A 23,603-nucleotide genomic window follows, 5' to 3' on the forward strand; every position below is an offset into this window, starting at 1 on the left:
TTTGCTGCCCATGAGCGTGCAGATTTGAAGCCCGGCCCCAGGCCTCAATCACGCCTGCGCTGCTCGCAAACGGACCTTAACCATGTGAGCCAAGACAAACGATTCCCGAGAACCACACTCTCTGTGATTGCGAACCACGTTTGGCTGTATCCACCGCAGCAGCCTCATCAAGATCGAATGACTGGAAAACTTCCAACGCCTTGACGCCTACGGGCACCGGTCATTGCTGAGCATCCTGCAGTATCGCTTGAGCGATTGACCCTGGTTGTCAGCTTCAACGATTCACGGTTATCAGCAAGGTAACCCGAAACCGCGACAACACATCGCAGCTTCCACATAGAAGATTGCCCAGCGCTTTGCCGATTCATCGAAGATGTCTGCGCGCCGCGCTAAGTGCGTCAACGTCAAGCGTACAGGTCTTAACCGCGCAACTTGATGCGGATCAGGAACGCAAACCTAGCTTTTCAGCAGGATCTCCATGCCAATCGCTGCAGCGCTCCGGCGAGGTTTTCGCGGGTGCAAAGAAAAGACCAGAGCTCCCGGTCATCACCCTCTTTATTGTGTTTTCATATGCGCAGAAAGAATAACTACACTAAATAGTCATTTAGTGTAGTTATATAAAACGTGCGCTAGCGAAATGCAAAAAGACGCTACTAACGCCACAGCTATGTACTTCAGATGGCCTGAATCCCGCGCGTAATGCGGGGTGAAACCGCTTGCCTGGCGCGGTACACATCTTGTGCTAGCGTTCTCTGGTCAATCCCTCTATTTCGGGCCCCAGCTATGGACGAATCCATCGTTAGCATGACCACCACAAAGGTCAATGCGCTCCTCGCGCTTGTACAAACGTACGGCGCTGCTTTTGTGGTCAAGATTATTTCCGCCATCGCCTTCTGGATCATTGGACGCTGGTTGATCGGCTTTGCCGTGGGTGTGGTGCAGCGCGCCTTGGCCAAGCAAAAGCTCGACCCGACCGTGCTGCGCTATGTTGGCTCTGTCATCACCGTGACACTGAATATCATCCTGGTGATCGGTATCCTCGGATACCTCGGCATGCCAACCACAACCTTCGCCGCCCTGCTCGCCGCTGTCGGCCTGGCCATCGGCATGGCCTGGTCGGGACTGCTGGCCAACCTTGCCGCGGGTGCTTTTATTATTGTTCTTCGCCCCTTCAAGGTTGGCGACTTTATCTGTGCCGGTGGCGTGACGGGTACGGTTACTGAGATCGGTTTGTTCGTCACCGCGATCAATACCCCGGACAACGTGCTGACCTTGGTCGGCAACAACAAGATCTTCAGTGACAACATCCAGAACTTCACCCACAACTCCTTCCGCCGTGTCGAACTGCAGGCGCAGTTGTCCGGTGCGGCTGACTGGAAGGCCGCTGCGGCATTGCTCAAGGAACGTATCGCGGCGTTGCCCAATGTGTTGGCCGAGCCGGCCGTGGATGTGGAGATTCTTGAATTCAACCTGGTTGGCCCGGTACTCGCGGTGCGTCCGTACTGCCATAACGAGCACTATTGGCAGGTTTATTTCGATACCAACCGCACCATCAAGGACGCCCTTGGCGAGGCCGGTTTCCCGGCACCGATGCCAGCGCAAACGGTGATCGTCCAACAACAGGCTGGTTAGCAGGAGCAGGCTTGTCCCGCGATTGCGGTGTATCAGACACATCGAATCGCAGGGCAAGCCCGATCCTACCGGTACGCCTACCCGTGTGGACTCAGGTCCGTTGTCCGGATAAACAGTGGCAATCGCTGATGATCGAAAGTAGTACGCGTTCGCCTCGCTACTCACTCAATCCAGCAACACAGGGAGTAACATCATGGTTGGCTATAACGCTGTCTTAGCAAGGAACACGCAAAACGCTCCGCAAGGCATAGGCCCTTACGCTCAAACCGTCGCCTTCTCTCACTACAATCATCTTTGCGCCCAGCTCCCCGTTGACCCGACATCAGGGGGCGTTGTCGCGGGCGGTGTAAAAGCGCAGGCTGAGCAGTGCTTCCGAAACATCAAGGCCGTTATAGAAAGCATCGACCATGTCATGGACGATGTTGTCAGGATTTCCGTCTTTGTCACAGACATCGCAGACAGCGACACGGTCTTTGACGTCTATCAAACGTATTTCTCCAGTTACTTGCCGGCACTGACCACCGTTGCCGTGGCCGCTTTACCCTTGGGTGCTCGGGTGCAAGTAGAAGCGCTTGTCTCGAACGGCGAAGGCACAATCCCCAACGCGCCACAGGCAGGCGACTTGATCAAGGTGGCAAGAAACACGAAAAATGCGCCAACAGATCCGCGCTCGACACAAACGGTCGCTTTTTCTCATTACAACAACCTCTCTGCTCAACTGCCCATTGATCCGGGGACAGGGAAACTGGTAGCCGGTGGCATAAAACAACAAACCGAGCAGTGCCTGGAGAACATCAAAGCCATTCTGGAAAGTATTGATGTTCCTTTCGATGACATCGTTAAAATCACCCTCTTCCTGAAAAACCTTTCAGACGCCGACGCTGTGAATGAAGTGTATTCAACCTTCTTCCCCGACTCGGCCATTGCCCGCACAGCGGCCTACGTTCCAGCTCGCACACTCGTTGCAGCCTCTGCCCTGCCCCTGGGTGCCTTGGTCCAGATCGAAGCTGTCGTCTCACACGGCGATGGCACGCCGCCGCAGGCGGTCGAGGACCGACACGGCATTGTTATCAAAGCCAACAACACAAGCAGTGCCCCGCTCTGCGCCCTCTCCACCCAGACGGTCGCTTTCTCCCACTACAACCACCTTTCGGCGCAACTTCCGCTCGACCCGAAAACAGGCCAACTGGCCACGGGCGGTGTAAAAGAACAGGCCGGGCAATGCCTGAAAAACATCAAAGCCATCGTAGAGAGCATCAATCATGCGATGGAAGATGTGGTCAAGATCAACCTCTACCTAAAAAACATCGATGATGTCGCTGCGGTGGATGAGGTGTATACCAGCTTCTTCCCAACGGCTGTGCCCGCACGTAGAACCGTAGGCGTATCGCAGCTACCTGGTGATGCGTTGGTACAGATCGAAGCCGTGGTAGCGAACGCAGAAGGCACGCCACCCAAGGCCTGACAAGGCAAATGAAAAAGCCCCGGCCACGCTTGCGCCGGGGCTTTTTCTACTTGAACGCAGGGCCCGTAATGGGCAAGTATCCGTCCTCGAATTTTATGGAGGGCAATGCTGATGTCGAAACCCAAAACCGTGGCTGAATTGATTGCGGCCCTGTCGCGCCTGCCACAAGACGCCAAGGTTATCGTTCAGGGTGGCCTTACCTTGAAAGACATCAGCGCCTTTGGCCCGGGCCAGATTCAGATCGAGTTCGAGGAACAGATCATTGACTCCTCGCCTTCATGGATCGTTTTCGTGAAAAAGTGAACAGCGCCAAGGGCCAATCACTCAGGCCGAATCGGATCTGCCGAGAACCAGGAGCCCATCATCTGTGTGACCCCTGCTTTGAACTCGACATAACCGTGACGGTACGGCTCGTCTTTGCGGACCATGTCTTCGAATCGTTGTTTGATTTCTTGCGGGTCCGCCCCCGGCGAAGCCCCCGCCAAGGCCGCGCTGGCGACGGTTACAATCTCTTCACCGGAAGACCGATTGCCGTCACCTCCAGCAAAAATGGCAATACTGTCCAGCTGCCCGCTGTCCTTTTGGATCGAGGCGGTGAGCACAACGAAAGGCCCCAGTTCAGCATTGAGAAAGTCGTAGACTTCCCCCACATCGATGTTGGCCGTGTCAATGGTGTAAGAGAGGTTGGCCGCCTTGAGAAACGCGTTCACGCGGTCGGCATACTGCTTTGGCGTTTGCCCCAAGGTCTGGTAATAAACGATTTTGCCATTCAAGACTTGCAACGGCCCCCGCGGGCCGGTCTGCTCTTGGGCCGATTCAGGTGCGCCCTGCACGTTGCGGGTCAACGTGGTCCAGCCTGAATACACCGCAATCCACAAGCCCAGCACCAGGCCCACCGCTGCGATCAACTTCAATTGCCTGGCCCTGTCGACGGTTGGGTAATCCTCGCCGCAGTTGGGGCAGGTTTTCGCATCGGGTTCTACAAGCTGCTTGCACGCGTTGCATAGCGTCTTGGTCATAAATGAACGCCCTTTTCTTCCTTGAATACATGTGCGAACACGCTGGTCACGCTTATCAGTGGTCCGGTGGCCCGCGAGTGTACTGAAGATTGTCACACCAACCAACACTGGGCCGGCCTGGCAATGCACACCTGATATTTTTGTCAGGTGTGCGTGCGGTGATGCCGGTGTAGGGTTTGGTCACTGCATCCAGCGTGGTGATGTCCTGGTGCAAAGCCCTCATCACAGTTGCCCAGGACTTTGACGATGAATGACCTTTCGACCCAGGCCAGCCAAAACAGCCCGTCAACCCGCAAGGACGCAGCCAACTACATGGGCCTGTTTCCCGACAGTCAAACCCGCTGTGCGCCCGGCGCGCTTCAGGCCAACAACGGTCGCCTCGCTTACCTGGTTTATCTCAAGTCGTTGGTCGAAGCCTTTGAAGCCCGGGCGGATGTGGCACCGGCGATCACCTTGCAAGAGCGCCGCCCCGACCTGCTGCAACTGAAACTCGACGATAAAACTTCCAAGCGCAGCCTGCCCACCCTTCGCGTGGTGCTGGGTGTGCTGGAAAGCCGCGCGCGCGAGGTGTTGAAGGGGCCTAAGACATTGCAGCAGGCGGTTGCCGAAGGCGTCTGCCACGGCAACGTGCCGTTCAATGCCCCCTGGGAAGCGATCAAGGCAACACTGGCGGTAAAACAGCTTTCGCTGTGGGACGTGACGGGCAGCTGCACCACAGACAGCCCTGCCTTCACCTTCGATAACCTCACCCTCCCCGGCCTGCGCGAGGCGATCACCCTCAGCAACGGTTTTTCACCGCAACTGAGCACCTTGCTATTGGCCAAGCGCGAAAGCGACGCGGCCTTTTATCAACGGCATTTCCATACCCGCTTGGAGGCACGGAGCACTCTGAGTACAGCGCAAGGCCTGTGCAAGGCCCTGGGCATCACCCGCAAACACTTGCGCCAACTGTTGGCGGTGCAAGCCATTGGCAAAGACCAAACTGCGGTTACCCGTAGCGCCAATGTCACCACCGCCACTGTCGCAGCGGCCTCGAGTAAGGTTTACGGGGCCAGCGTTATCAACAATAGCGGCGCCCCGCTTTACCTGACTCGCCCTGACCCCGTCGGCAAGACCGTCCACATCACCGGCATGACCACCAGCCACCTGGACCGTTTGCAACGTATGCTGCGCCTGCAACGCGCCCTGGAACTGGAGGCTGACGAGACCGACAGCGTGGTGATGGCTGCTCTGCGGGCTGAAGGCCTGCAGCCTGATTACACGTTGAGCGCAGCGACCCTGCGAGCCCTCGGCCTGTTCCGCCACCTTCAGCAACACTATGGTGCAACCGCCGCCCAGTTCGCCGCGTTCATCCATGAGATTTCACCCTACAGCAGTAACCGCACACCGGCGTTTTTCGACCGCTTGTTCAACCCCGACAGCAGCGACGAAGACACCGCCCCTACCCCGCCACTGGTGCTCGACGGCAGTGCTTTTGACCCCGCCGCAACCGAAGGTGCCGATGCCCAGACCATGAAGCTGTTGTGCCTGGGCTTGAAAGTCGACGAGCCGCTGCTGCGCGGCATACTCGAACAAGTGGTCAAAGCCCAGCAACTGAGCCAACCCACCCGCTCGCTAGCGGTGATCTCGGCCTGCTACCGGATGACCGCCTTGCCCCGGTTGTTTGGCATAGACGCCCAGTCCGGGGTGCTAGCTCTGGGTTTACTGAGCCGGCAAACGCCGGCCTATGTCAGGCAATTGGCGGGCGTGCCCAGCCTCGCGTCGGCATCGGCCGAGGCCGATATTGTCGATGTGATCGTCGGTTTCATGGACACACTGCTTTGGCTCAAGCGCGAGGCGCTGAACGTTCAGCAGTTGGTGTTTATCCTGCAGAACGACAGCCCTATTGCCAATACAGAATGGAACATCGCCTTCACCGAAGACTTCAACAAGGCAACCGACACACCGGATGAGGTAGTGCATGCCGCGCTGCGCAAAGCGCTGACACTGGAGTCCGACAATCAGCTTGCCGACCTGCTGCGCTGGGCGAACCTCAAGCCCGACGCACTCCTTGCCCGCATGCAAGCGCTTGACCAGGAAAGTAATGAAAAGAGCAAGGCGCCCCTCCAATGCTTCACTCCAACCGACCTGCTCGAGTGGACGAAGCTTGAGCGCTACAGCGCGCTGATCAAACTGTTCAAACTCAGCGCGGGCGCGGTCGATGCGTTGGTCAATCAACCTGCCTGTTTCGACCTGCAGGGCACATCGGCCACAACACTACGCCCTCTTGACCTGACCACCGTGTATCAACTCAGCCGCTACAAAGCCCTGTTAGCCCGACTGCCTATGGAACGCAGTGAAAGCGATGTATTGAGTTACCTCCAGAATGCGGTGAAACAGGGCGAAGTCAGCGCAGCGCAATCGGCCAACGCCGCCTGGGCAACCGTGGAAAAGCTCCTGAACCAGCCCACAGACCGCCTGGCCCGACTCAGCACACTGACACCGCCGACAACATTGTGCGCGCTCGATCGGCTGATGCGCCTGCTGGATCTGGCACAACAGCACCGCTTGTCAGTGGATGCCTTGGTTGGCCTCGGCGAACTCAGGCAAACCCGCGATGACGCCGCCTTCGAGCGTTTCGCAACCGCCTTGCGTCAAGGCTGCTCAAGCCCCCAGCGCAAAGCGTTGGACGCGCAACTGCGCATGGCCTGGCGCGACGCATTGGTGGCCTGGATGCTGGTGCACTGGGCGCCCGCCGACGCCAAACGCAGCTGGGTCAACTCTCCACAAACCCTGGCCGACTACCTGCTGCTCGACCTGCAAGTCGCTCACCAACCACTGACCACCCGCCTGTTGTCAGCCACCGCCAGCCTGCAGCGCTACCTGCACCAGATTCATTCGCGCCTGGAAAACGGCTACCGCAACACCGCCATCAGCGAGCATGAGCGTGACGAATGGGTCGATTTTGCCAGCCACTATGAGCGCTGGAAATTGCGTGAAGACGTGCGCAACGAGCCACAGAACTTCATCGACCCGACCCGCCGCGAGCGCAAAACCACGGCGTTCAAAGAGTTGGAAACGCAGCTGGCCCAAGGCAAATGCCGGCCTGAAGATATTCAAACGGCGATGCTCGGGTACCTGAGTAGTTTCGAGAAAGTCAGCAATATCCAGCCGATTTCCGCCTACGCCGATGGTACGTCGCCGCTGGAAGACACCTACCACTTCATTGGCAAGACCAATGTCGAACCGGTGGAGTATTACTGGCGCACCCTTGACCTGAAGCAGCGCGATCAGCACAACGCACCCAGCATGCTGGCGTGGGGTGAATGGGAGAAAATCTCGCTGCCGCTGGCCGGTAACCTGGTGCTGACGACGTTGCCGAAAACAGCGCCCCTGCAGTACCGCGAAAAGCCAGACACACCCGAAGCCGACAAAGCAGCCGAAGCGCAGAAAAAATCGGATGCCGAGAAGGAAAAACAGGCAGAAGACGCACGCCTTGCAGAAGACCTGCGCACACACATCGAGTTGATCCGCCCGGTGATCATCGCCGGGCGCCGCTATGTGGTGTGGGCAGAGTGGGAAGCTACCGCCATTGCCATGGGGCCGGAAAACAAGCAGAGCCCCTATTTTCCGTTGCGCGTCTGCTTTGCCTTCCAGCAGACGGATGGCGCCTGGAGCGCCCCCAACGAATTGATACGCCTGGATGGGCATGATGAACAGGGTGTTTTCGATCCAAACCTGTCGGTGGAAACACCGGTGAATGGCTCAACTCCCAGTAATGCGTTTTTGAAAACCAAAGACTTCGTGCCTGGGTTAGCGGTGATGTTGAACAACATGGGGGGTCGGTTGAATGACCCTTGGCTGACTGTGCTTTTGTTTGATGGCTCCTCTAGCACTATTCCAACACTCGAAAAAATCCCGGAATGGAAAACTGAAAATAAATACTTCATTGTAAACAGAGATCTTCTTCTGCTCGAAAATAAAGCCTTGGATGCGAAATCAGAACCTGACATCCCTATAGAGTCTAGGCTAGTACAAAATTGGCTATTTTTTTTCAGTGATCCGCGTGTAGTTCAACACCCTTACGTAGGCCCTATGGCAGCAATCGAGGATACTGGTACACCGACCCACGAAATGAGAGACTTTGATGTTGTTGGCTGCTTTGGTATAAATGAATTTATTAATATAAATAGATTAATTCCTCCTTTCAAAAAAAGAGTTTCAGCGAATCAAAAAGAAATAGAGATAAAAATTCCAAATTCGCTCACAATCTCCCGCTCATGGACTTCACATCCAAGTCATGTAATTCATCATCAGGTCTATGGTTTGTTGGCGTACTGCAAGGTAGGCCTGATTGAGCACGCTGAAACTTTCCAGATAACCGTCGACATGATTGTTGCCAGCGAAAAAATAAATAATTTCAGTGATCTAGATGTTTTCTCACTTAATGTTAGTGTTGACGAGTTCAGGCTTGGGCAAGCCATAACGTTGAGAAGTGAAAGCCTAGAAATAAAATATGATAAAGGAGAAAAAAACTACAATGCGAAGCTTGAACGCACCCTAAGCCATTTGAGTTTTGATGGTATTTATTCGGACGAAGTTCTTTTTAAAAACCCGCAGCTTGATGAAAAAGCAAAGCTATCGCTTCTACCTTTCGAGCAAAGCGACATTCGCCTTCCCGTTACATTTACGGTTGATAATTCCGTTTCTGAAAATGTCGCCTGGCTGCTGTCCGCTCATGAAAAAAAATTGTTGGAAGACTTTAATCTTATCGATCTAATCGGTTATGCCAAATCCCCTGGAAGCGGTTTCGCGGCATTAAAGAAATTGATTTTTAAGGAACGTTATATTACAGAGTATACGCTCGCCAATATTCTTGGTTCCTCCTGCTATCAAGGTCCGAAGGGTATTATATCAATTGAAAATGCCGTGATTCGAGCTAGGGCTGAAAATAACACGACTGCGATTAACGCACTTTTAGAAGTCGAAGTTGAGTCCATAGCTGGTGACTTGGAGTATGAAGTTCCTTCAGGTATATTAATCTCCTCAATTGTTCGCCTGTGGCACCACCATCCGGAAGAGTCGCGAAGAATATTTTTGTGTATTGACCCGCAACACAAAGTTGAATTTTATTGCACGTTTTCCGCAGATGGCGAAGGGTATTTAACTTTTCGGCACCCCATAAATAGAGACGCACCTGAATATGTTGTCACGCTTACGATAATTGATGAGGCCACGCACAAAAATATTATTCGAATATCCCAATCATATCGTTTAACAGACCTGCCAGACGATCTGGTCCCTAGCGTTAGAGTCAGACGCAACAACGAGCAAGCACTGTACCTGGACTTTGATGAAGTCAATTCCAAATCAGGCGGCGAGCCGGTCCCACATCAACGACTCAACACACTATTCGGCAAACAACTTGTCGCCCTCGCCACCCAATCAGTGGAACGCGCGCTGTCTTGGGAAGCTCAGTGTTTACCCGAACCGCGACTTGCCGCCGGAACTTCCGACACCACGGTCGACTTCCGTAGCGCCAATGGCCTGTACTTCTGGGAGCTGTTCTTCCACGCGCCAATGCTGGTGGCCTGGCAACTGCGCCAGAACCGCGAGTACCGCGAGGCATGGCGCTGGTGCACACGCCATCTGTTCGATCCCTATCGCACCTGGAAATCCGAAGGCAACCAAGCGCCGCTGTACTGGATGACTCAACCGATCATCGGGCGCAGTGCATACGCGCCAAGCAACGAGGTAAACGACCCTGATCTGTTGGCCTACGCCGCCCCTGTGCGCTACCGCATGGCGCTGCATCTGTTCGTGGTGGAAAGCTGGCAACGCCAGGGCGACGATTTGTACCGCCAACTCACCCGCGACACCTTGGTCGAGGCCGCAATCTGCTACGACCGGGCCCTGCGCCTGATCGGCACGCTGCCAGAGAACCTGTCCAGCACGCCTCGGGAGGCGCTGACGTTAGCCCAAGCACAGCGCGGCGATTTTACCCCACCGCTGAACAACAAACTGATCGAGTTGCGCAACCTGCTACGCAGTCGCCTGTTCAACCTGCGCCACGGCCTGACGCTGGACGGCAAACCCGCCACTTTGATGCTCAACCCGGACACCCTCGACCAAGCCCTGCTCGGGTTCGGCGCGGCTGCCGTTGAAGACAGCCAGGTGGCCAGAGTCGCACGCCCTGTGCCGCCCTGCCGCTATGAAGAAGTCCGTAAACGTGCAGATGCGGCGGTGTTGCAACTGATCGAGCTGGGCCAAACATTGCTTCGCTTCTACGACACTGAGGGTGCGCAAAAGCTGGCGTTGTTCAGCAAGGCCAATTACATCAAGTTGCTTGATTTCCCTTGCCGCCTTCAGGAGCAAGCGCTGGAGTCGGCGAAACGCGGGCGCGATACCTTACTGGCAAGCAAGCAGATGGTTCAGCATCGCTTGGGCTATTACCAGGCACTGGTAGAAGAAGGTATTACACCGATTGAAGAAATGGCCATTGCGATGGGTTATGGAGCTCAGGCGTACTACGCGATGTCGATTCCATTTCAGATGTTAGCAGGAGCCACGGACATGCTTCCCCAGGTATTCGGTATGGCGTTTGGCGGATCCGAGCCTGCCGGTTTTCCAGAGGCACTCGCATCAGGCGCGCTCACAATGGGCAAAGCCCTTGAAATGACTAGCGAGGAACTGCGCCAGCAAGCCGGCTATCAACTACGCGCCCAGGAATGGCAGTTCCAGGCCGACCAGGCGACCCTTGAACTGAACATGCTCGACAAACAACTGCTCGAGCAAGACGTACACATCCGCGCCGCCAAGCTCGCCATGGAGGAAGTGCGCGCCAAGCAGGCCGCCCAGCGCGCCGAATATGAAGTGATGACCACGGTGTTCTCCAGCCACGCCACCTACCTGTGGTTGATCGGGCGCATGTCAGACATCTACAGCACCGCTTACGACGCCACCTTGTCGCTGTGCCTGATGGCCGAAACCTGCCTGCAGTATGAACTGGGCGACTTCAACAGTACCTGGATCAAACCGGGCGCCTGGATCGACAACTGGCGCGGCATGCTCGCCGGCGAAGCGTTGGAGCGCGACTTGATCGAGATGGACACCGCAGCCGTGGTGAACAACGAACGGCCACTGGATATCCGCATGGAATTGTCGCTGACGGCTCTCTTGGGCGGGGATGGCACGACGCTGCAGAATCAACTGGAAAACGGCGTGATTCACTTCGACTTGCGCGCAAAACTGTTCGATGAACAGTACCCGGGCCACTACCTGCGTCGGATCGAGCGGATCACCTTGACGTTCATTGGCAAAGACAAAGGGGGTGTTCTGAAGACTTTGACTGGGCCGATCTCAGCCATGCTGACGCAGACCAGCAACATCGTGTTGCTCAGCAACGACATCGAAGGCGCAAAACACCTGTACTCCCCCAAAGACGGTACAGCTCAGAACCTGCTGCGAGACTTGCGGCCCAACCAGCAGGCCGCCGTCTGGTATTCCAAGCCTGTAACGCGCAACCTCGATTTGCAGCCTTCCATCAAGGACCCAACGCGTTACCTGCCGTTCGAGGGCACGGGGGCGATCTCCAGTTGGGTGTTGTCGTTCCCGGCTGGAGCCAAAAGCTGTTCAACCTTGTACAGCGATGGCAAGTGCGTGGTAGAGGACATACACATCGAGCTGAGCTACTCCGCCCTCGACGGTGGCGAAGCCTTTGCCGATGGCATCAGGGCGTTGTTGGACAAGCCCCAGTCAACTTCCGAGACGCCCGACAAGCGGCCGCCCGAAAAGCAGCCCACCGTCGATAACGCTTTAACCGAGGCCAAGGCCAACGCCTCGAGCGCTGTTAAAACGGCGATAACAAGAACTGAACAATACCGCAAGGCCGCAGAAGAAGCCGCCACTACGCAGGCACTGCAGTCGCCCGAAGCGGCTAGCGAAGCCACCAAGGCCGACACTGCGGTAACGGATGCCCGTAAGGCCGAGAACGAAGCCGCGCTGGCGTTAAAGGAAATCGCCAAGATAAAAACTGTCGACGAGGCGAACGCCCTCATCGACAAGGTGACCGCAGCCACCAGGAGCGCCAGCGACGCCGCCGACAAAGCGCGGGCTGCAGCCGAGCTTGCCAGGCACCGAAGCAATGCCATGACCGTTGCCAAAGAAGCGCTCAGCGCCACCGCCAAAGCCCGTACAACCGTCGAATCCGTCGCAGCACAGGAAGCCCTCAAGCGTCCGAAAGCTGCAGCCGAAGCGGAAAAAGTAAGCACGGCTTTAGCCGCTGCCCGCAAAGCCGAGAAAGACGCCAATCAAACGTTGATACGGGCCGCGAACCTTAACACTACCGAAGACGCCACTAAGGTGATCGACGATGCCAGAGAGGCCCAGGAAAAGGGCAAAAAAGCGGCTCAAGACGCCGAAGACGCCGCTAAGGCAGCTCAGGCATTGGCGAACCGGATCACCTTGGCTGATGTGTTGGCGGATATTGGCAAGTGCGACGACTATGCGAAGGTTCAGGTGCAGATTGCCTCAATCGTCGAACAACAGGGTGCTGCAGAAGACCCGCAGGTCGTACAGGCGCTAAGGCACGCATATGTGTACGCCTTGGTCTGGGCCGTGCAGTGTGCTGGGGATGACGCTTCGAAATTAGCCGAGGCGGCCCTTAGCGCGGTGATAACCGATGCCGAGGCGGGTGCTGAGAAACGGCAAGCGCGTATTGAAGCAGCCAAGTCATCCCTTGACCCGCTTTCGGGTGACGAGCGGATTGCCGCAACACGTGCCTATGACGACGTCAGGGACGAATGCCGCAGGGATGCCGTTGCCGACGCCAGCGCGGCCGAAGACGCGTTCCATGCAGCGCAACAGAACAGCAGTATCGCCAGCAATCTCAGCCACGCAGTGGCGCAATACGAAAATACCGACGTCAGGAAAACCCGTGACCTGGCAATTGCCAAAGCCTACTTGAACAAGCAGTTGAAGGTTCGAATAGACAACATTGCTTACGAAGGCGTGGTTGCCAAAATTGAAGAGCAGCTCTGGGCCTTCCGGCTAAACGATTCGCAGGGCAAGTTTGTCCGCAATGTGATCTGTGGCATCGATTTACATATCGAGGCAGACCCTATTCGCTTGAACACGCTGACACCCAATCTGGAAAGTGTGAATTTGCAAGAGTAGCGATCAACATACCCCTGGCACGAGGCACTACGCAGGTGCCAGGGGGAGTTGTTAATAGCCGTGTCAAACACAAGGAGCCGATCATGGCAACTGCCGAAAACATTAAAAAAGTTAAAACTTTGCTTGCTGACAACTTCGATAAAAAAGAAGAAGGTATCAGTGGCACCGATAAACTCGACGATATTATTTCCGCAAATCAGTCGCTCTTTATTGCAAAGATGAAGGAAGATCACGGTATCGAAGTCAGCGACAGTGATATCGAAAAGTTAAGCACCGTTGAGGACGCTGCGGGTTTGCTGCCGTAACCCAGGCGTGCCTGCACACCTTCTTCAACCTTGAATCAGGAAATTTGCGATGGACACTATAGAAGAACGGGTCAAAAAAATTATCGTAGCGCAAACCGGTATGAAATTAGAGTATCTAACAGAATATACACTTCTTGATGAGGATTGCAATGTGCAACCGGACAGCATTGAACTGACAGAGTTAGGCATGGCGCTGGAAGAAGAGTTTGAAATAGAGGATCTAGACGAAATAATGAAAAGTAGTTACAGGATTCGTGATTTGGTCTCTTCGATCACTCGCGAACTCTCGAAAGCGGAGGAGTCAAAATAAATACGGGTAGGAGCGGGTTTGCCCCGCGATTGCGGTTTGTCAGCCACATCGCATCGCGGGGCAAGCCCGCTCCTACCGGGTTACAACTGTTCGGCCTCCAGCAGGAACAGGCTGGCACTACCCGCCTTGATGGTGGCGGTCAGCGACTGTACCCGCGGCAGTATCCGTGCGAAGTAGAATCGCGCCGTACCCAGTTTGCTGGTGTAAAACCCACCCTCCTCCCCATGCTGCAGTGCCACATCGGCCATCTGCGCCCACAGGTAGGCATACAGCGTGTAGCCAAACGCATGCAGGTATTCCACCGCCGCAGCGCCGACTTCCTGGGGATTGCCCTGCGCCCGGTCGAGTACCCAGGCGGTCAGTTCATCGAGGTTAGCGACGGCAGCCAACAACGGTGTGCTGAACTCGGTACGCGACGGCGCCAGCGATTGCGCGAACGCGTTGATCTGCGCTGACAGTGCGGCATACGCCTGGCCACCATCGGCAACCAACTTGCGGCCCAGCAGGTCCATGGCCTGAATGCCATTGGTGCCTTCGTAAATCTGGGTGATGCGGCAGTCACGAATCAGCTGTTCCTGGCCCCATTCACGGATGTAGCCGTGGCCACCAAACACTTGTTGCCCATGAATCGTCGACTCCAGGCCCATGTCGGTCATGAACGCCTTGGCCACCGGGGTCAGCAAGGCCACTTGCGCTTCGGCGCGGCGACGCTCGACGGCGTCTTCGCTGTACTTGGCCAGGTCCAGTTGCAAAGCTACGTAGGTGGAGAACGCCCGGCTGCCTTCGTTCAGGGCCTTCATGGTCAGCAACATGCGCCGCACATCGGGGTGGACGATGATCGGGTCGGCAGCCTGCGCGGCGGCCACTGGGCCGCTGGGGGCGCGACTCTGCAGACGCTCGCGGGCGTATTCGATGGCGTTCTGGTACGAGCGCTCACCCAAGGCCAGGCCCTGGATGCCGACACCCAGGCGTTCGTAGTTCATCATGGTGAACATGGCATTCAAGCCCTTGTTCAGCTCGCCCACCAGGTAACCGGTGGCGCCATCAAAATTCATCACGCAGGTGGCCGACGCCTTGATCCCCATCTTGTGCTCGATCGACCCACAGCCCACAGCGTTGGCGGCGCCTAGCGTGCCGTCTGGGTTGACCATGATCTTGGGCACCAGGAACAACGAGATACCTTTGGCGCCTTTAGGCGCATCCGGCAGCTTGGCCAACACCAGGTGGATGATGTTTTCCGTCAGGTCTTGCTCACCGCCGGTGATGAAAATCTTGGTGCCGCTGATGCGGTAGCTGCCATCGGCCTGCGCCTCGGCGCGGGTGCGGATAAGCCCCAGGTCAGTACCGGCATGCGGTTCGGTCAGGCACATCGAGCCGGCCCAGCGCCCTTCATACATGGCAGGCAAATACTGGGCCTTGAGCGCTTCACTGGCGTGGTTGAGCAGCGACAGGCAGGCGCCTGCGGTGAGCATCGGGTACAGTCCGAACGACAGGTTGGCAGCGTTGAGCATTTCCTCAACTTGCGCGCCCATCACTTTCGGCATGCCCATACCGCCGTACTCCACCGCGCCCGTCACGCCTACCCAGCCATCATCGGCATAGGTGCGGTAGGCCTGGGCGAAACCATCGGGGGTGAAGACCTGGCCTGCGTCCCAACGGCAGCCCTGCTCGTCGCCACTGCGGTTTAGCGGTGCGACCACTTCGGCGATGACTTTCCCGGCCTGTTCCAGCACGGCTTTGGCCGTGTCGGCATCGACCTGCTCGGCCAGGGCCGGTATCCGTGACCAGATCGCCGGAATATCGAACACCTCGTTGAACAGGAACTCCATGTCGCGAAGGGGCGGAAGGTAATCAGACATGATGCGAACACTCTACTTCTTGGGTGGTGTGTTTCAGCTCGCCGCTGCTGGCGGTGCTGGTGGCAGCTGCCTGGGTTTTGTGGCCCGGCAGGAGGAAATACGACAGTGCAGGAATCAGGATCAGCGCACCGAGCATGTTCCACAGGAACATGAAGGTCAGCAGAATGCCCATGTCGGCCTGAAACTTGATCGGCGACCAGGCCCAACCGACCACGCCGGCGGCCAAGGTGATACCGACCAGGCCTACGACCCGGCCAGTGAAGGCCACGGCGTTCTCATACGCTTCAGACAGCGGCATGCCTTTACGCTGGTAGTGCAATTGCACGCTGAGCAGGTACAGCGCGTAGTCCACACCAATGCCCACGCCCAGGGCGATGACCGGCAAGGTGGCGACTTTCACACCGATGCCCATCATCACCATCAGCGCTTCGCAAAGGATCGAGGTAAGAATCAGTGGCACCACGGCAACGACCGTGGCGCGCCAGCTGCGGAAGGTGATCAGGCAGAACAGCGTGACCGCCAGGTACACCAGCAACAGCATCGTGCGGTTGGCGTCGCGCACGACAATGTTGGTCGCCGCTTCGATGCCGGCACTGCCTGCCGCCAGCAGGAACTGGCGGTCTTCACCGCTATTGGCCTGGGCAAAGCGATCGGCAATGGCTACCACCTGGTCGAGGGTGTCGGCTTTGTGGTCGGTGAGGTAGGCAATCACCGGCATCAGCGAGCAGTCATTGTTGAACAGCTCCGGGGCGTTGACCGAGGCCTGCTGCGCGGCGTAGTTGAGCACGTCCTGGTTGCGCTGGATGCTGTTGAGCTTGGGGTTGCCTTCGTAGGTGCCCGCGGTGATCTGACGCACAGCGTTGGTCAACGACACGGTGGTCTGCACCCCGGCATATTGCTGCAGCTCCCAGGCCAGGCGGTCAGCCAGCACCAGGGTTTGATAGCGCAAGCAGCCTTCCGGTGCGGTTTTGATCATCACCGCGAAGGTGTCGCTGGACAGCGCGTAATGGCTGGTGATGTAGGCGTTGTCACGGTTGTAGCGCGAGTCGGCGTGCAGCTCGGGCGCACCGCTGTCGAGGTCACCGATTTTCAATTGCAGGCTGAGGGCAAAGCCCCCTGCTCCCAGCAAGCCTGCTACCAGCAGTGCGGCGGTTGCCCATTTACGGGTGGTAAAGCGGTCCAGCAGGTCCCACAGCTTACCGAAGCCACGGTGCTCGGCGGCCCGGGAATCGATGCGCAAGGCACGCTCGGCAGCCTTGCGGCCAACGCCGACATACGACAACGCCACCGGCATCAGCAACAACGAGGTAAAAATCAGCACCGCCACACCGATGCTGGCGGTGATGGCCAGGTCCTGGATCACCGGGATGTCAATCAGCATCAACACGGCAAAGCCTACCGCGTCGGCCAGCAGTGCCGTCACGCCTGCAACGAACAGGCGGCGGAAGGTGTAACGGGCGGCCACCTGACGATGGGTGCCGCGCCCGATGTCCTGCATGATGCCGTTCATTTTCTGCGCCGCATGGGACACACCAATGGCAAAAATCAGGAACGGCACCAGGATCGAATACGGGTCAATGGCATAGCCCAACCAGGCGACAATACCCAGTTGCCAGATCACCGCCGTCAGCGAGCACAACACCACCAGCAAGGTGCTGCGCACACACCGGGTATAGAGGTAGATGATGACCAGGGTGGTGACCACCGCCAGGGCAAAGAACAGCATGACCTGAATCAGCCCGTCGATCAGGTCGCCCATCAGCTTGGCAAAGCCGATCACATGAATTTTGTAGGGACCTTGCGCTTCATACTGGCTGCGCAGTTGTTCGAGCTTCTGCGAGAAGGCGTAGTAATCGACACCACGGCCGGTGGCTGAATCCTGGTCGAGCAGCGGCACGATCAACATGCTCGATTTGAAGTCGCGGGCAACCAGGCTGCCAACGATGTTGGCGCGCTCGATGTTCTGGCGCAGTTGCTCGATGTCGGCCGGTGATCCCTGGTAGCTGTCAGGCATCACCGGCCCGCCTTGAAAGCCCTCCTCGGTGACTTCGGTCCAGCGCACCGCCGCGCTCCACAGCGACTTCATCCAGGCGCGGTCTACACCCTGGCTGAGGAACAACTCGTCGTTGATTTGCCGCAGGGTTTGCAAATAGGCCGGGTCGAAGATGTCGCCTTCGGTGTTTTCCACCACCACACGCAATGAGTTACCCAGCCCGCGCAACGATTGGCGGTTTTCCAGGTAATTCTGGATATAGGGATGACTCTGCGGAATCATCTTCTCGAAGCTGGGCCGCAGCTCCAGACGCGTCAGTGCCATGTACCCCAGCAGCAGGGTCGCCAGCAGCATCAGCAGCATGAACGGTAAACGATGGTTGAACACCAGGCGCTCCAGCCAATTGCCGGAACGTCGGTCGAATTCATCCAGGGTGCGTATTACCGGCAAGGTGTCTTGCTTGATGTTGGCCATCAGGTTTTTCTCTTGTTATGTGGACGGCGGTTATTCGACGGCAAGGGTGCGCACGCCACGCTCACCTACCAGCACCAGGTCGGTGGCGCTGTCAAAGGCCACGGCGCTGACCGGTGTGCGGGCGGTTTTTTGCCTGACCACCACGAAGCTTGCGCCGTCATCACGGCTGCGCAGCACATCCCCGGCCTGGCTCAGCAACCAGAGCTGGCCGTTACTGTCCAGGCCGCCGGCGGTGATGCTGATGCCCAGGCCGGTATTGACCGGCTGCCACTGCTGGCCTTTATCGGTGCTGCGCCACACATGGCCGCGCAAACCATAGGCCAGGAGCACCCCCGGCTTGCCGGTGGCGCCAAAGAAGGTCCCGCGTGACGGTGTGGTCAGTTGGGTGAAATGCTCGCCGTCGGCCGTGCGTTGCAGCAACAGGCCTTGCTCGCCGGTGATGTACAGTGTGCCATCGACACTTTCCAGGCTGGTCAAGTGCAGGCCCTGGGGGTTGTCGCTGCGCTCCAGCCATGGCGTCCAGTGCTGACCGCCATCACGGGTATGCAGCAGCAAGTTGAACACGCCCACCGCGAAGCCGTTCTGATCGTCGGAGAACCACACATCCAGCAGCGGTTTGTCGGCGCCCTCCTGTACCAGACGCTCGCCTTCGGCGATCAGCGCTGGCCAGCGTTCATCGCCAGGCATCGCCTGACTTTGGGCCTGGTAATAGGCCACTACTTGCTCGCCCAGCACGCGCCCGTCCAGCTGCTTTTGCCAACTGATACCACCGTCGTTGCTGTGCAGAATGATACCGTCGTTGCCCACCGCCCAACCTTTCTCGGCGCTGGGGAAGCTCACGGCATTCAGGTCTGCGCTGGCCGGCACCTGCGCTTGCTGCCAATGGCCACCGTTATCGTCGGAATACAGAATGTGACCACGCGGGCCCACCGCCACCAGGCGCGAGCCGGCGCGGGTTACGTCACGCAGTGCGCTGACCTTTGCCAGCGCGCTAGGGGTGGCCGGCACATCCAGCACATCCATGTAAGGGGCGGCCTGGGCCACGCCCTGAAGGGCAATCCACGTCAGCAACAACGCGGTGTAGCGCTTTACAACATACATACCCGGTCCTCCGGATCGCCGCTGCACGCAGCAGGCTGCTCAACCAACGGCCCGACATTGAGGGAATGCCGGGCCGTACCTACCCTGCGACCGGTCTCAGCGAATACCGGCGCCGGCCAGCGACTCAGGCGACCACTGGGTTTTCGACAACGGGTCGATGTAGCGGATGCCACCGTAAGCCCCGACCACACCGTTGAGGTTGTAGGTGCCACCGATCAGGTCGTAGATCATGAACGGCGTGGAGTCCGGGGTTTGTTTGTCGTAGCTCTGGCTGAGGAAGGCGAACGAGCCACGGTACAGTTGGCCACGGGCGTCGTACTGGTCAGAGGCCAGGGCGACCCAGCTGTCTTCGTCCAGGTAGAAGCGACGCTTGTGGTAGATGTGGCGGGCGCCATCCTTGAGTTTGCCCTCGACTACCCACACACGGTGCTTCTCCCAGCGCACAAACTGCGGCGCCAGATGGTTGGGGGTAATCAGTTGCTTGATGTCGGTGTGATAGGTGAGCTTGTAGGTGTTGTACGGCACAAACATTTCCTGCTTGCCCACCAGCGTCCAGTCGTAGCGGTCCAGGGCTCCGTTGAAAACGAACACGTCATCGTAGGTGCCTGAGCCCGAAGTCCCTGGGTTCGGCGTGTCGTAGGCCAGGTTCGGTGCCAGCTTCACCCGGCGTTGGCCCGGCAGGTACACCCAGGCACTGCGTGGCTGTACCAACGGGTTGGCGGCGTCGCGCAGCATCATTGCTTCACCGGCGCGGCGGGCGGGCCCGGTGTACATCAGCTTCATCTGGTAATAGGTGTCTTTGGCACCGATGGTCTTGCTCATGTCCTCGTAAATCGGATAGCTGATGTTGGCCTGGCCGGTGGTCGACAAGGTCGGTACGCCAGCCGCATCGACGTTCCAGGAATCGTACTTGGCGGCCAGGCTGACACCTTGATAACGCAGCAGGAAGTTCCACATCGCTTCGGCCCCGCTCTGCGGGATCGGGAACGGAATGCCCGGCAGTACGTTGTCGAGCGCGGTACCGCCTTCCTGGCTGCGCGCACCGACGGCGTTTTTACGGGTGTTATCCAGCACCGCCTGTGGCAGCGCCACGGTGCGGTGTGTCGGGTAGACATCGACCTGGAAACTTGGGTAACGCTTGAGCAACGCCTGGGTAGTGGCGGTCAACTGCGCCTTGTACTGCTCAGCGTTCTGGCCATTGATGACCAGCAGCGGTTTTTCATTGGCAAACGGATCCGGGCGCATGCTGTCGCCACTTTTGAAAGCGGCCGGCGGCGTTACCAGCCCGCCCTTGTAAGCGGGAATGGAACCGTCGGCGTTGGCGGCGGATTCGGCGCCGATGGCGGTCAGGCTGGTGCCCAGACGCGCCGCTTGATCATTGGAAACAGCCGCGTGGGCGCTGGTGATGGCAGCCAGCGACAGGCAGGTGGCCAGCAGTGATTTCACGTAGTTCATGAGTATTTTCCTGCGTGATGTCTGAAGGAAGACGTGACGTTGAAGTGACTTTAAAAAGTGGTTTTAACCGTCAGGTACAGCGCGCCACGGTCCTCAGTGGTGGCACCGCCACCGGAGAAGGACGAGTAGCCGCCGCCGTAGCAGGTGTAATCCTGCTCACCGTCCAGGGCATTGGGTGCCGCGCCATCGGTCTGGCCGTTGTTGCACGACTGGGTATCGCCAAAACTGTCGACGTACTTGAGGTCGACGAAATACTGGTTGTACACCGCAGCGCTGACGCCCACCGCGTAGTTACCAGTGTCCTCGGCGCCGCCCCCTTGCACGGGAGAGACACCATCGAGTCCGACGTTGATCGACAGGGGCATGCTCAGGTCTACGCCGGGCATGACCTGGTACCAGGTCGGGGTGAAGTTGACCGCGATACCCCAGTTGTCGCGGGTTGGCTTGTCGATGCCGCGGTAGCTGCTTTTGCCCTTGTACAAGGCCTCGTTATGGCCATCGAGTTTGAGCAGGTTGCTGTAGAACAGCTCGCCGAGCAGGCTGGCGCTGTCGAACAGCGGCGTGTCGCCGATGGTCATCAGGCCGTTGAGGGTCCAGTGCAGGGTCTGGCCGGTGGCACTCAGGCCGTCGCCGTCGGCGGGCACGTCGTAGATCACGCCGCTGCTGGGCAGGCGCGGTGGCAGCAGGCCGAAACCACCACCCAGGCCACCTTGGCCGGGGGCGCTGACGATTGCCGGAATGCTTGCCAGTGGCATGTTGTGACGAATGTTCAGGTCGCTGCCGACGCTGATTCCCGCCACGTCTTTGGACAGGCTCAAGCCATACACATCGATGTTGTCGGCGTAGGCGAACTGGTAGGTCGTCGATTGCAGCGAGTTGTAGAGGTTGCCGACTGCGCCCTGGAGGCTGCCCGGTGGTGTGCCGAAGGGGCCGCGTGAAACGGTCAGACCACGGGCGTCGAGCCAGGCCTGCGGGAGAATTTCCGAGGTCTTACGGTAGTAGAAGCCCAGGGTGCCGCCCAGCCATTCGGGCGACCACTTGGCCATGACGCCCCAGTCGCCGCGTTTATCCGGCGTCAGGTCATCGCCACGGCGGATACTGGTCAAGGCGCCGCGCACCGGGATCAAGCCGGGGGTGCCGGTGTGGCCGAGCAGGAAGCTCTGCGCGCCCTCGCCGACCACGTCCGAACCACCGTAGTAAGTACCCGCTTCCGGCAACCGCGCGGCGTCCCAATCGAGGAAATACTGGGCACCGACGGTCAGTTCCTCATTCACCAGAAACGAGGTGGACAGCTGGTTACGCGGTACGAACAGTTCTTTGGCTTCAGTACCCGGCGACGCCGCCAGCTTGGCAAGGTCCAGGCCAGACTGGCCGTAGCTGAGCGAGTGCACCGGGTTGAGCAGGGTTTCGCCCCAGAACAGGTTGTGCTGGCCCAGTTTGCCGCTCAGCTCCGAGCTGTCGCCGATTTCTGTGCGCATGAACACGAAGGCATCGAGCACCTCGCCGGACGGGCCGCTGTAATAGCGCTGGGCATAGTTGCTCAGGTGCGGGCTGCCCAGCGGCGTGCCGGTGCCGGGCAAACCGTTGAGGCTCGGGTTGATGCCGGAGGTGTCGCCGTTGCCGTTGACGAACGGGTTGGAGTTCGAACCAGTATTGTCATAGGCCTTGTCATACCAGCTGGCGGCACTGACACGAAAACCCATGCTGCCCTGATAGATCACGTCCAGTTCAGTCAGCAGGTCGACACGGTTGGTAATGTTGGTGCCGGCCTTGCGGAAGTTGTAGTCGCCGTCGTTGTTGTTGGGCGTGGCCAACATGCGTTTGTCGGCACTTTCGGTGCGTACGCCGTAGTTGTACTTGACGGTATTGTCCAGGCGTACGGCCCAGTCTTCGTTACCGGTATCGACTTCGAACGCCTGAGCGCCCGGCAAGGCGAGCAAACTGATGGCACAGGCTAGCAGGCAACGCTGTGACGGCACAGCGCAGAACATGCGGTGATTTGGCATTGCGATGACTCCACGTATTGTTATTGTTGTTATCGCCGCCCGACTTGTGCGGGCGTTGGTCAAGCGTCCATGCGCGACGGCAGGGGTTAACGGTCCAGGGTTTGAATGAAGGTTTCGGCGCCAGGCCAAGGGCCGAAGCCGGCCGCAGGGTTTAGGTGGCCAACAGCGCCCAACAGCTCAAGCTGGCTACCCCAGCCACGGGCCATGGCCGACACCGCTTCGAGGCTGGCCAAGTGGTCGTTGCTACTGGCGGCAACAATGCTGGGGAACGGCAACTTTGTGATAGGCAGCGGTGCCCAGCCGTTGGCACGCAGCGTGTCCGGACTTGGGTACGCGGCGGGCCATTGCGCCTGCAGATCCGGTGGTGCGGCGAGCAAAGCGCCTTTGATCGGGCGGTCGTAGCGTGCAGCCCAATGGGCCACCATCAACACACCGGCGCTGTGCGCCACCAACACTACATCACCTTCGATCTGCTCAAGCTCGTGCTGGATCGCTTCGACGCGGGCGTTGCAGTCGAGCCCGTTGACCTGCAACGGCGGTACTGCGCGAACCTTGGTCAGCTTGGCTTGTAACAACGTCTGCCAATGCTCGGCGACATGGTCACGCAGGCCAGGAATAATCAGGACGGTAGCGGCGGTATGCACTCTTTCCACATCAGCACCTATGCTCAGACACGCAGCTCACCGACTCAGGTGAGCGCTTCGTGAGTCACAGTAATCACCCCTCCCCCTGGGTGCTTTACATTGAGCGTCAGTGGCTTTTCATTTGATGACATGGAGCTGGACAGCTGTCGGTAGGAGCGGGCTTGTTGTGGGAGCGGGCTTGCCCCGC

At 58.2% G+C, this 23,603-nt stretch carries 13 protein-coding genes; 6 read left to right on the plus strand and 7 right to left on the minus strand.

Translation table 11 applies throughout. From position 1 onward, the window contains the following. Window positions 1-783: 783 nt before the first annotated feature. The 3 genes from E1573_RS09090 (at window position 784) to E1573_RS09100 (ending at window position 3,400) form a co-directional block, all read left to right on the plus strand. Window positions 784-1,632, plus strand: coding sequence for a mechanosensitive ion channel family protein (locus tag E1573_RS09090; RefSeq protein WP_133212768.1), 849 nt, complete (start codon window positions 784-786; stop codon window positions 1,630-1,632). Between the two features lie 193 nt (window positions 1,633-1,825). Further along, the gene (locus E1573_RS09095; protein WP_133212770.1) at window positions 1,826-3,097 is read left to right on the plus strand and encodes a RidA family protein; all 1,272 of its coding nucleotides are present in this window, start codon (window positions 1,826-1,828) and stop codon (window positions 3,095-3,097) included. A gap of 111 nt (window positions 3,098-3,208) precedes the next feature. After that, window positions 3,209-3,400, plus strand: a complete 192-nt coding sequence (locus E1573_RS09100; RefSeq protein ID WP_133212772.1) for a hypothetical protein — start codon at window positions 3,209-3,211, stop codon at window positions 3,398-3,400. 17 nt (window positions 3,401-3,417) lie between these two features. Here the strand turns inward: E1573_RS09100 and E1573_RS09105 are convergent, their stop codons facing one another. Further along, window positions 3,418-4,116 (minus strand): zinc ribbon domain-containing protein, encoded by a 699-nt coding sequence (locus E1573_RS09105; RefSeq protein ID WP_133212774.1) that lies wholly within the window; start codon window positions 4,114-4,116, stop codon window positions 3,418-3,420. Between the two features lie 246 nt (window positions 4,117-4,362). Here E1573_RS09105 and E1573_RS09110 point away from each other — a divergent pair, with 246 nt between their 5' ends. The 3 genes from E1573_RS09110 (at window position 4,363) to E1573_RS09120 (ending at window position 13,884) form a co-directional block, all read left to right on the plus strand. Beyond that, the gene (locus tag E1573_RS09110; protein WP_133212776.1) at window positions 4,363-13,269 is read left to right on the plus strand and encodes a neuraminidase-like domain-containing protein; all 8,907 of its coding nucleotides are present in this window, start codon (window positions 4,363-4,365) and stop codon (window positions 13,267-13,269) included. An 83-nt stretch (window positions 13,270-13,352) separates the two neighbouring features. Next, window positions 13,353-13,574 carry a hypothetical protein gene (locus tag E1573_RS09115; RefSeq protein WP_133212778.1) on the plus strand — a complete coding sequence of 74 codons (222 nt, stop codon included), beginning with the start codon at window positions 13,353-13,355 and terminating at the stop codon, window positions 13,572-13,574. Between the two features lie 49 nt (window positions 13,575-13,623). After that, window positions 13,624-13,884 (plus strand): acyl carrier protein, encoded by a 261-nt coding sequence (locus E1573_RS09120; protein ID WP_177494573.1) that lies wholly within the window; start codon window positions 13,624-13,626, stop codon window positions 13,882-13,884. 80 nt (window positions 13,885-13,964) lie between these two features. Here E1573_RS09120 and E1573_RS09125 read toward each other — a convergent pair whose 3' ends face one another. The 6 genes from E1573_RS09125 to E1573_RS09150 form a co-directional block, all read right to left on the minus strand. Continuing rightward, on the minus strand, window positions 13,965-15,743 hold the full coding sequence (locus E1573_RS09125) for an acyl-CoA dehydrogenase C-terminal domain-containing protein (protein WP_133212780.1): 1,779 nt from the start codon (window positions 15,741-15,743) through the stop codon (window positions 13,965-13,967). Further along, a complete protein-coding gene (locus E1573_RS09130; protein ID WP_305955354.1) occupies window positions 15,736-18,210 on the minus strand; it encodes an RND family transporter in 2,475 nt (824 codons plus the stop codon). The genes E1573_RS09125 and E1573_RS09130 overlap by 8 nt, the downstream gene beginning before the upstream one ends. Before the next feature lie 30 nt (window positions 18,211-18,240). After that, complete coding sequence (locus tag E1573_RS09135) at window positions 18,241-19,311, minus strand: YCF48-related protein (protein WP_133212782.1); 1,071 nt, start codon at window positions 19,309-19,311, stop codon at window positions 18,241-18,243. Between the two features lie 96 nt (window positions 19,312-19,407). Beyond that, window positions 19,408-20,766 (minus strand): DUF1329 domain-containing protein, encoded by a 1,359-nt coding sequence (locus tag E1573_RS09140; RefSeq protein ID WP_133212784.1) that lies wholly within the window; start codon window positions 20,764-20,766, stop codon window positions 19,408-19,410. A gap of 50 nt (window positions 20,767-20,816) precedes the next feature. Next, a complete protein-coding gene (locus tag E1573_RS09145) occupies window positions 20,817-22,772 on the minus strand; it encodes a DUF1302 domain-containing protein (RefSeq protein ID WP_133212786.1) in 1,956 nt (651 codons plus the stop codon). An 86-nt stretch (window positions 22,773-22,858) separates the two neighbouring features. Then, a complete protein-coding gene (locus E1573_RS09150) occupies window positions 22,859-23,425 on the minus strand; it encodes an alpha/beta hydrolase (protein ID WP_133212788.1) in 567 nt (188 codons plus the stop codon). Between the last annotated feature and the right edge of the window lie 178 nt (window positions 23,426-23,603).

The organism is Pseudomonas sp. H9 (assembly GCF_004353925.1).
GTDB lineage: Bacteria > Pseudomonadota > Gammaproteobacteria > Pseudomonadales > Pseudomonadaceae > Aquipseudomonas.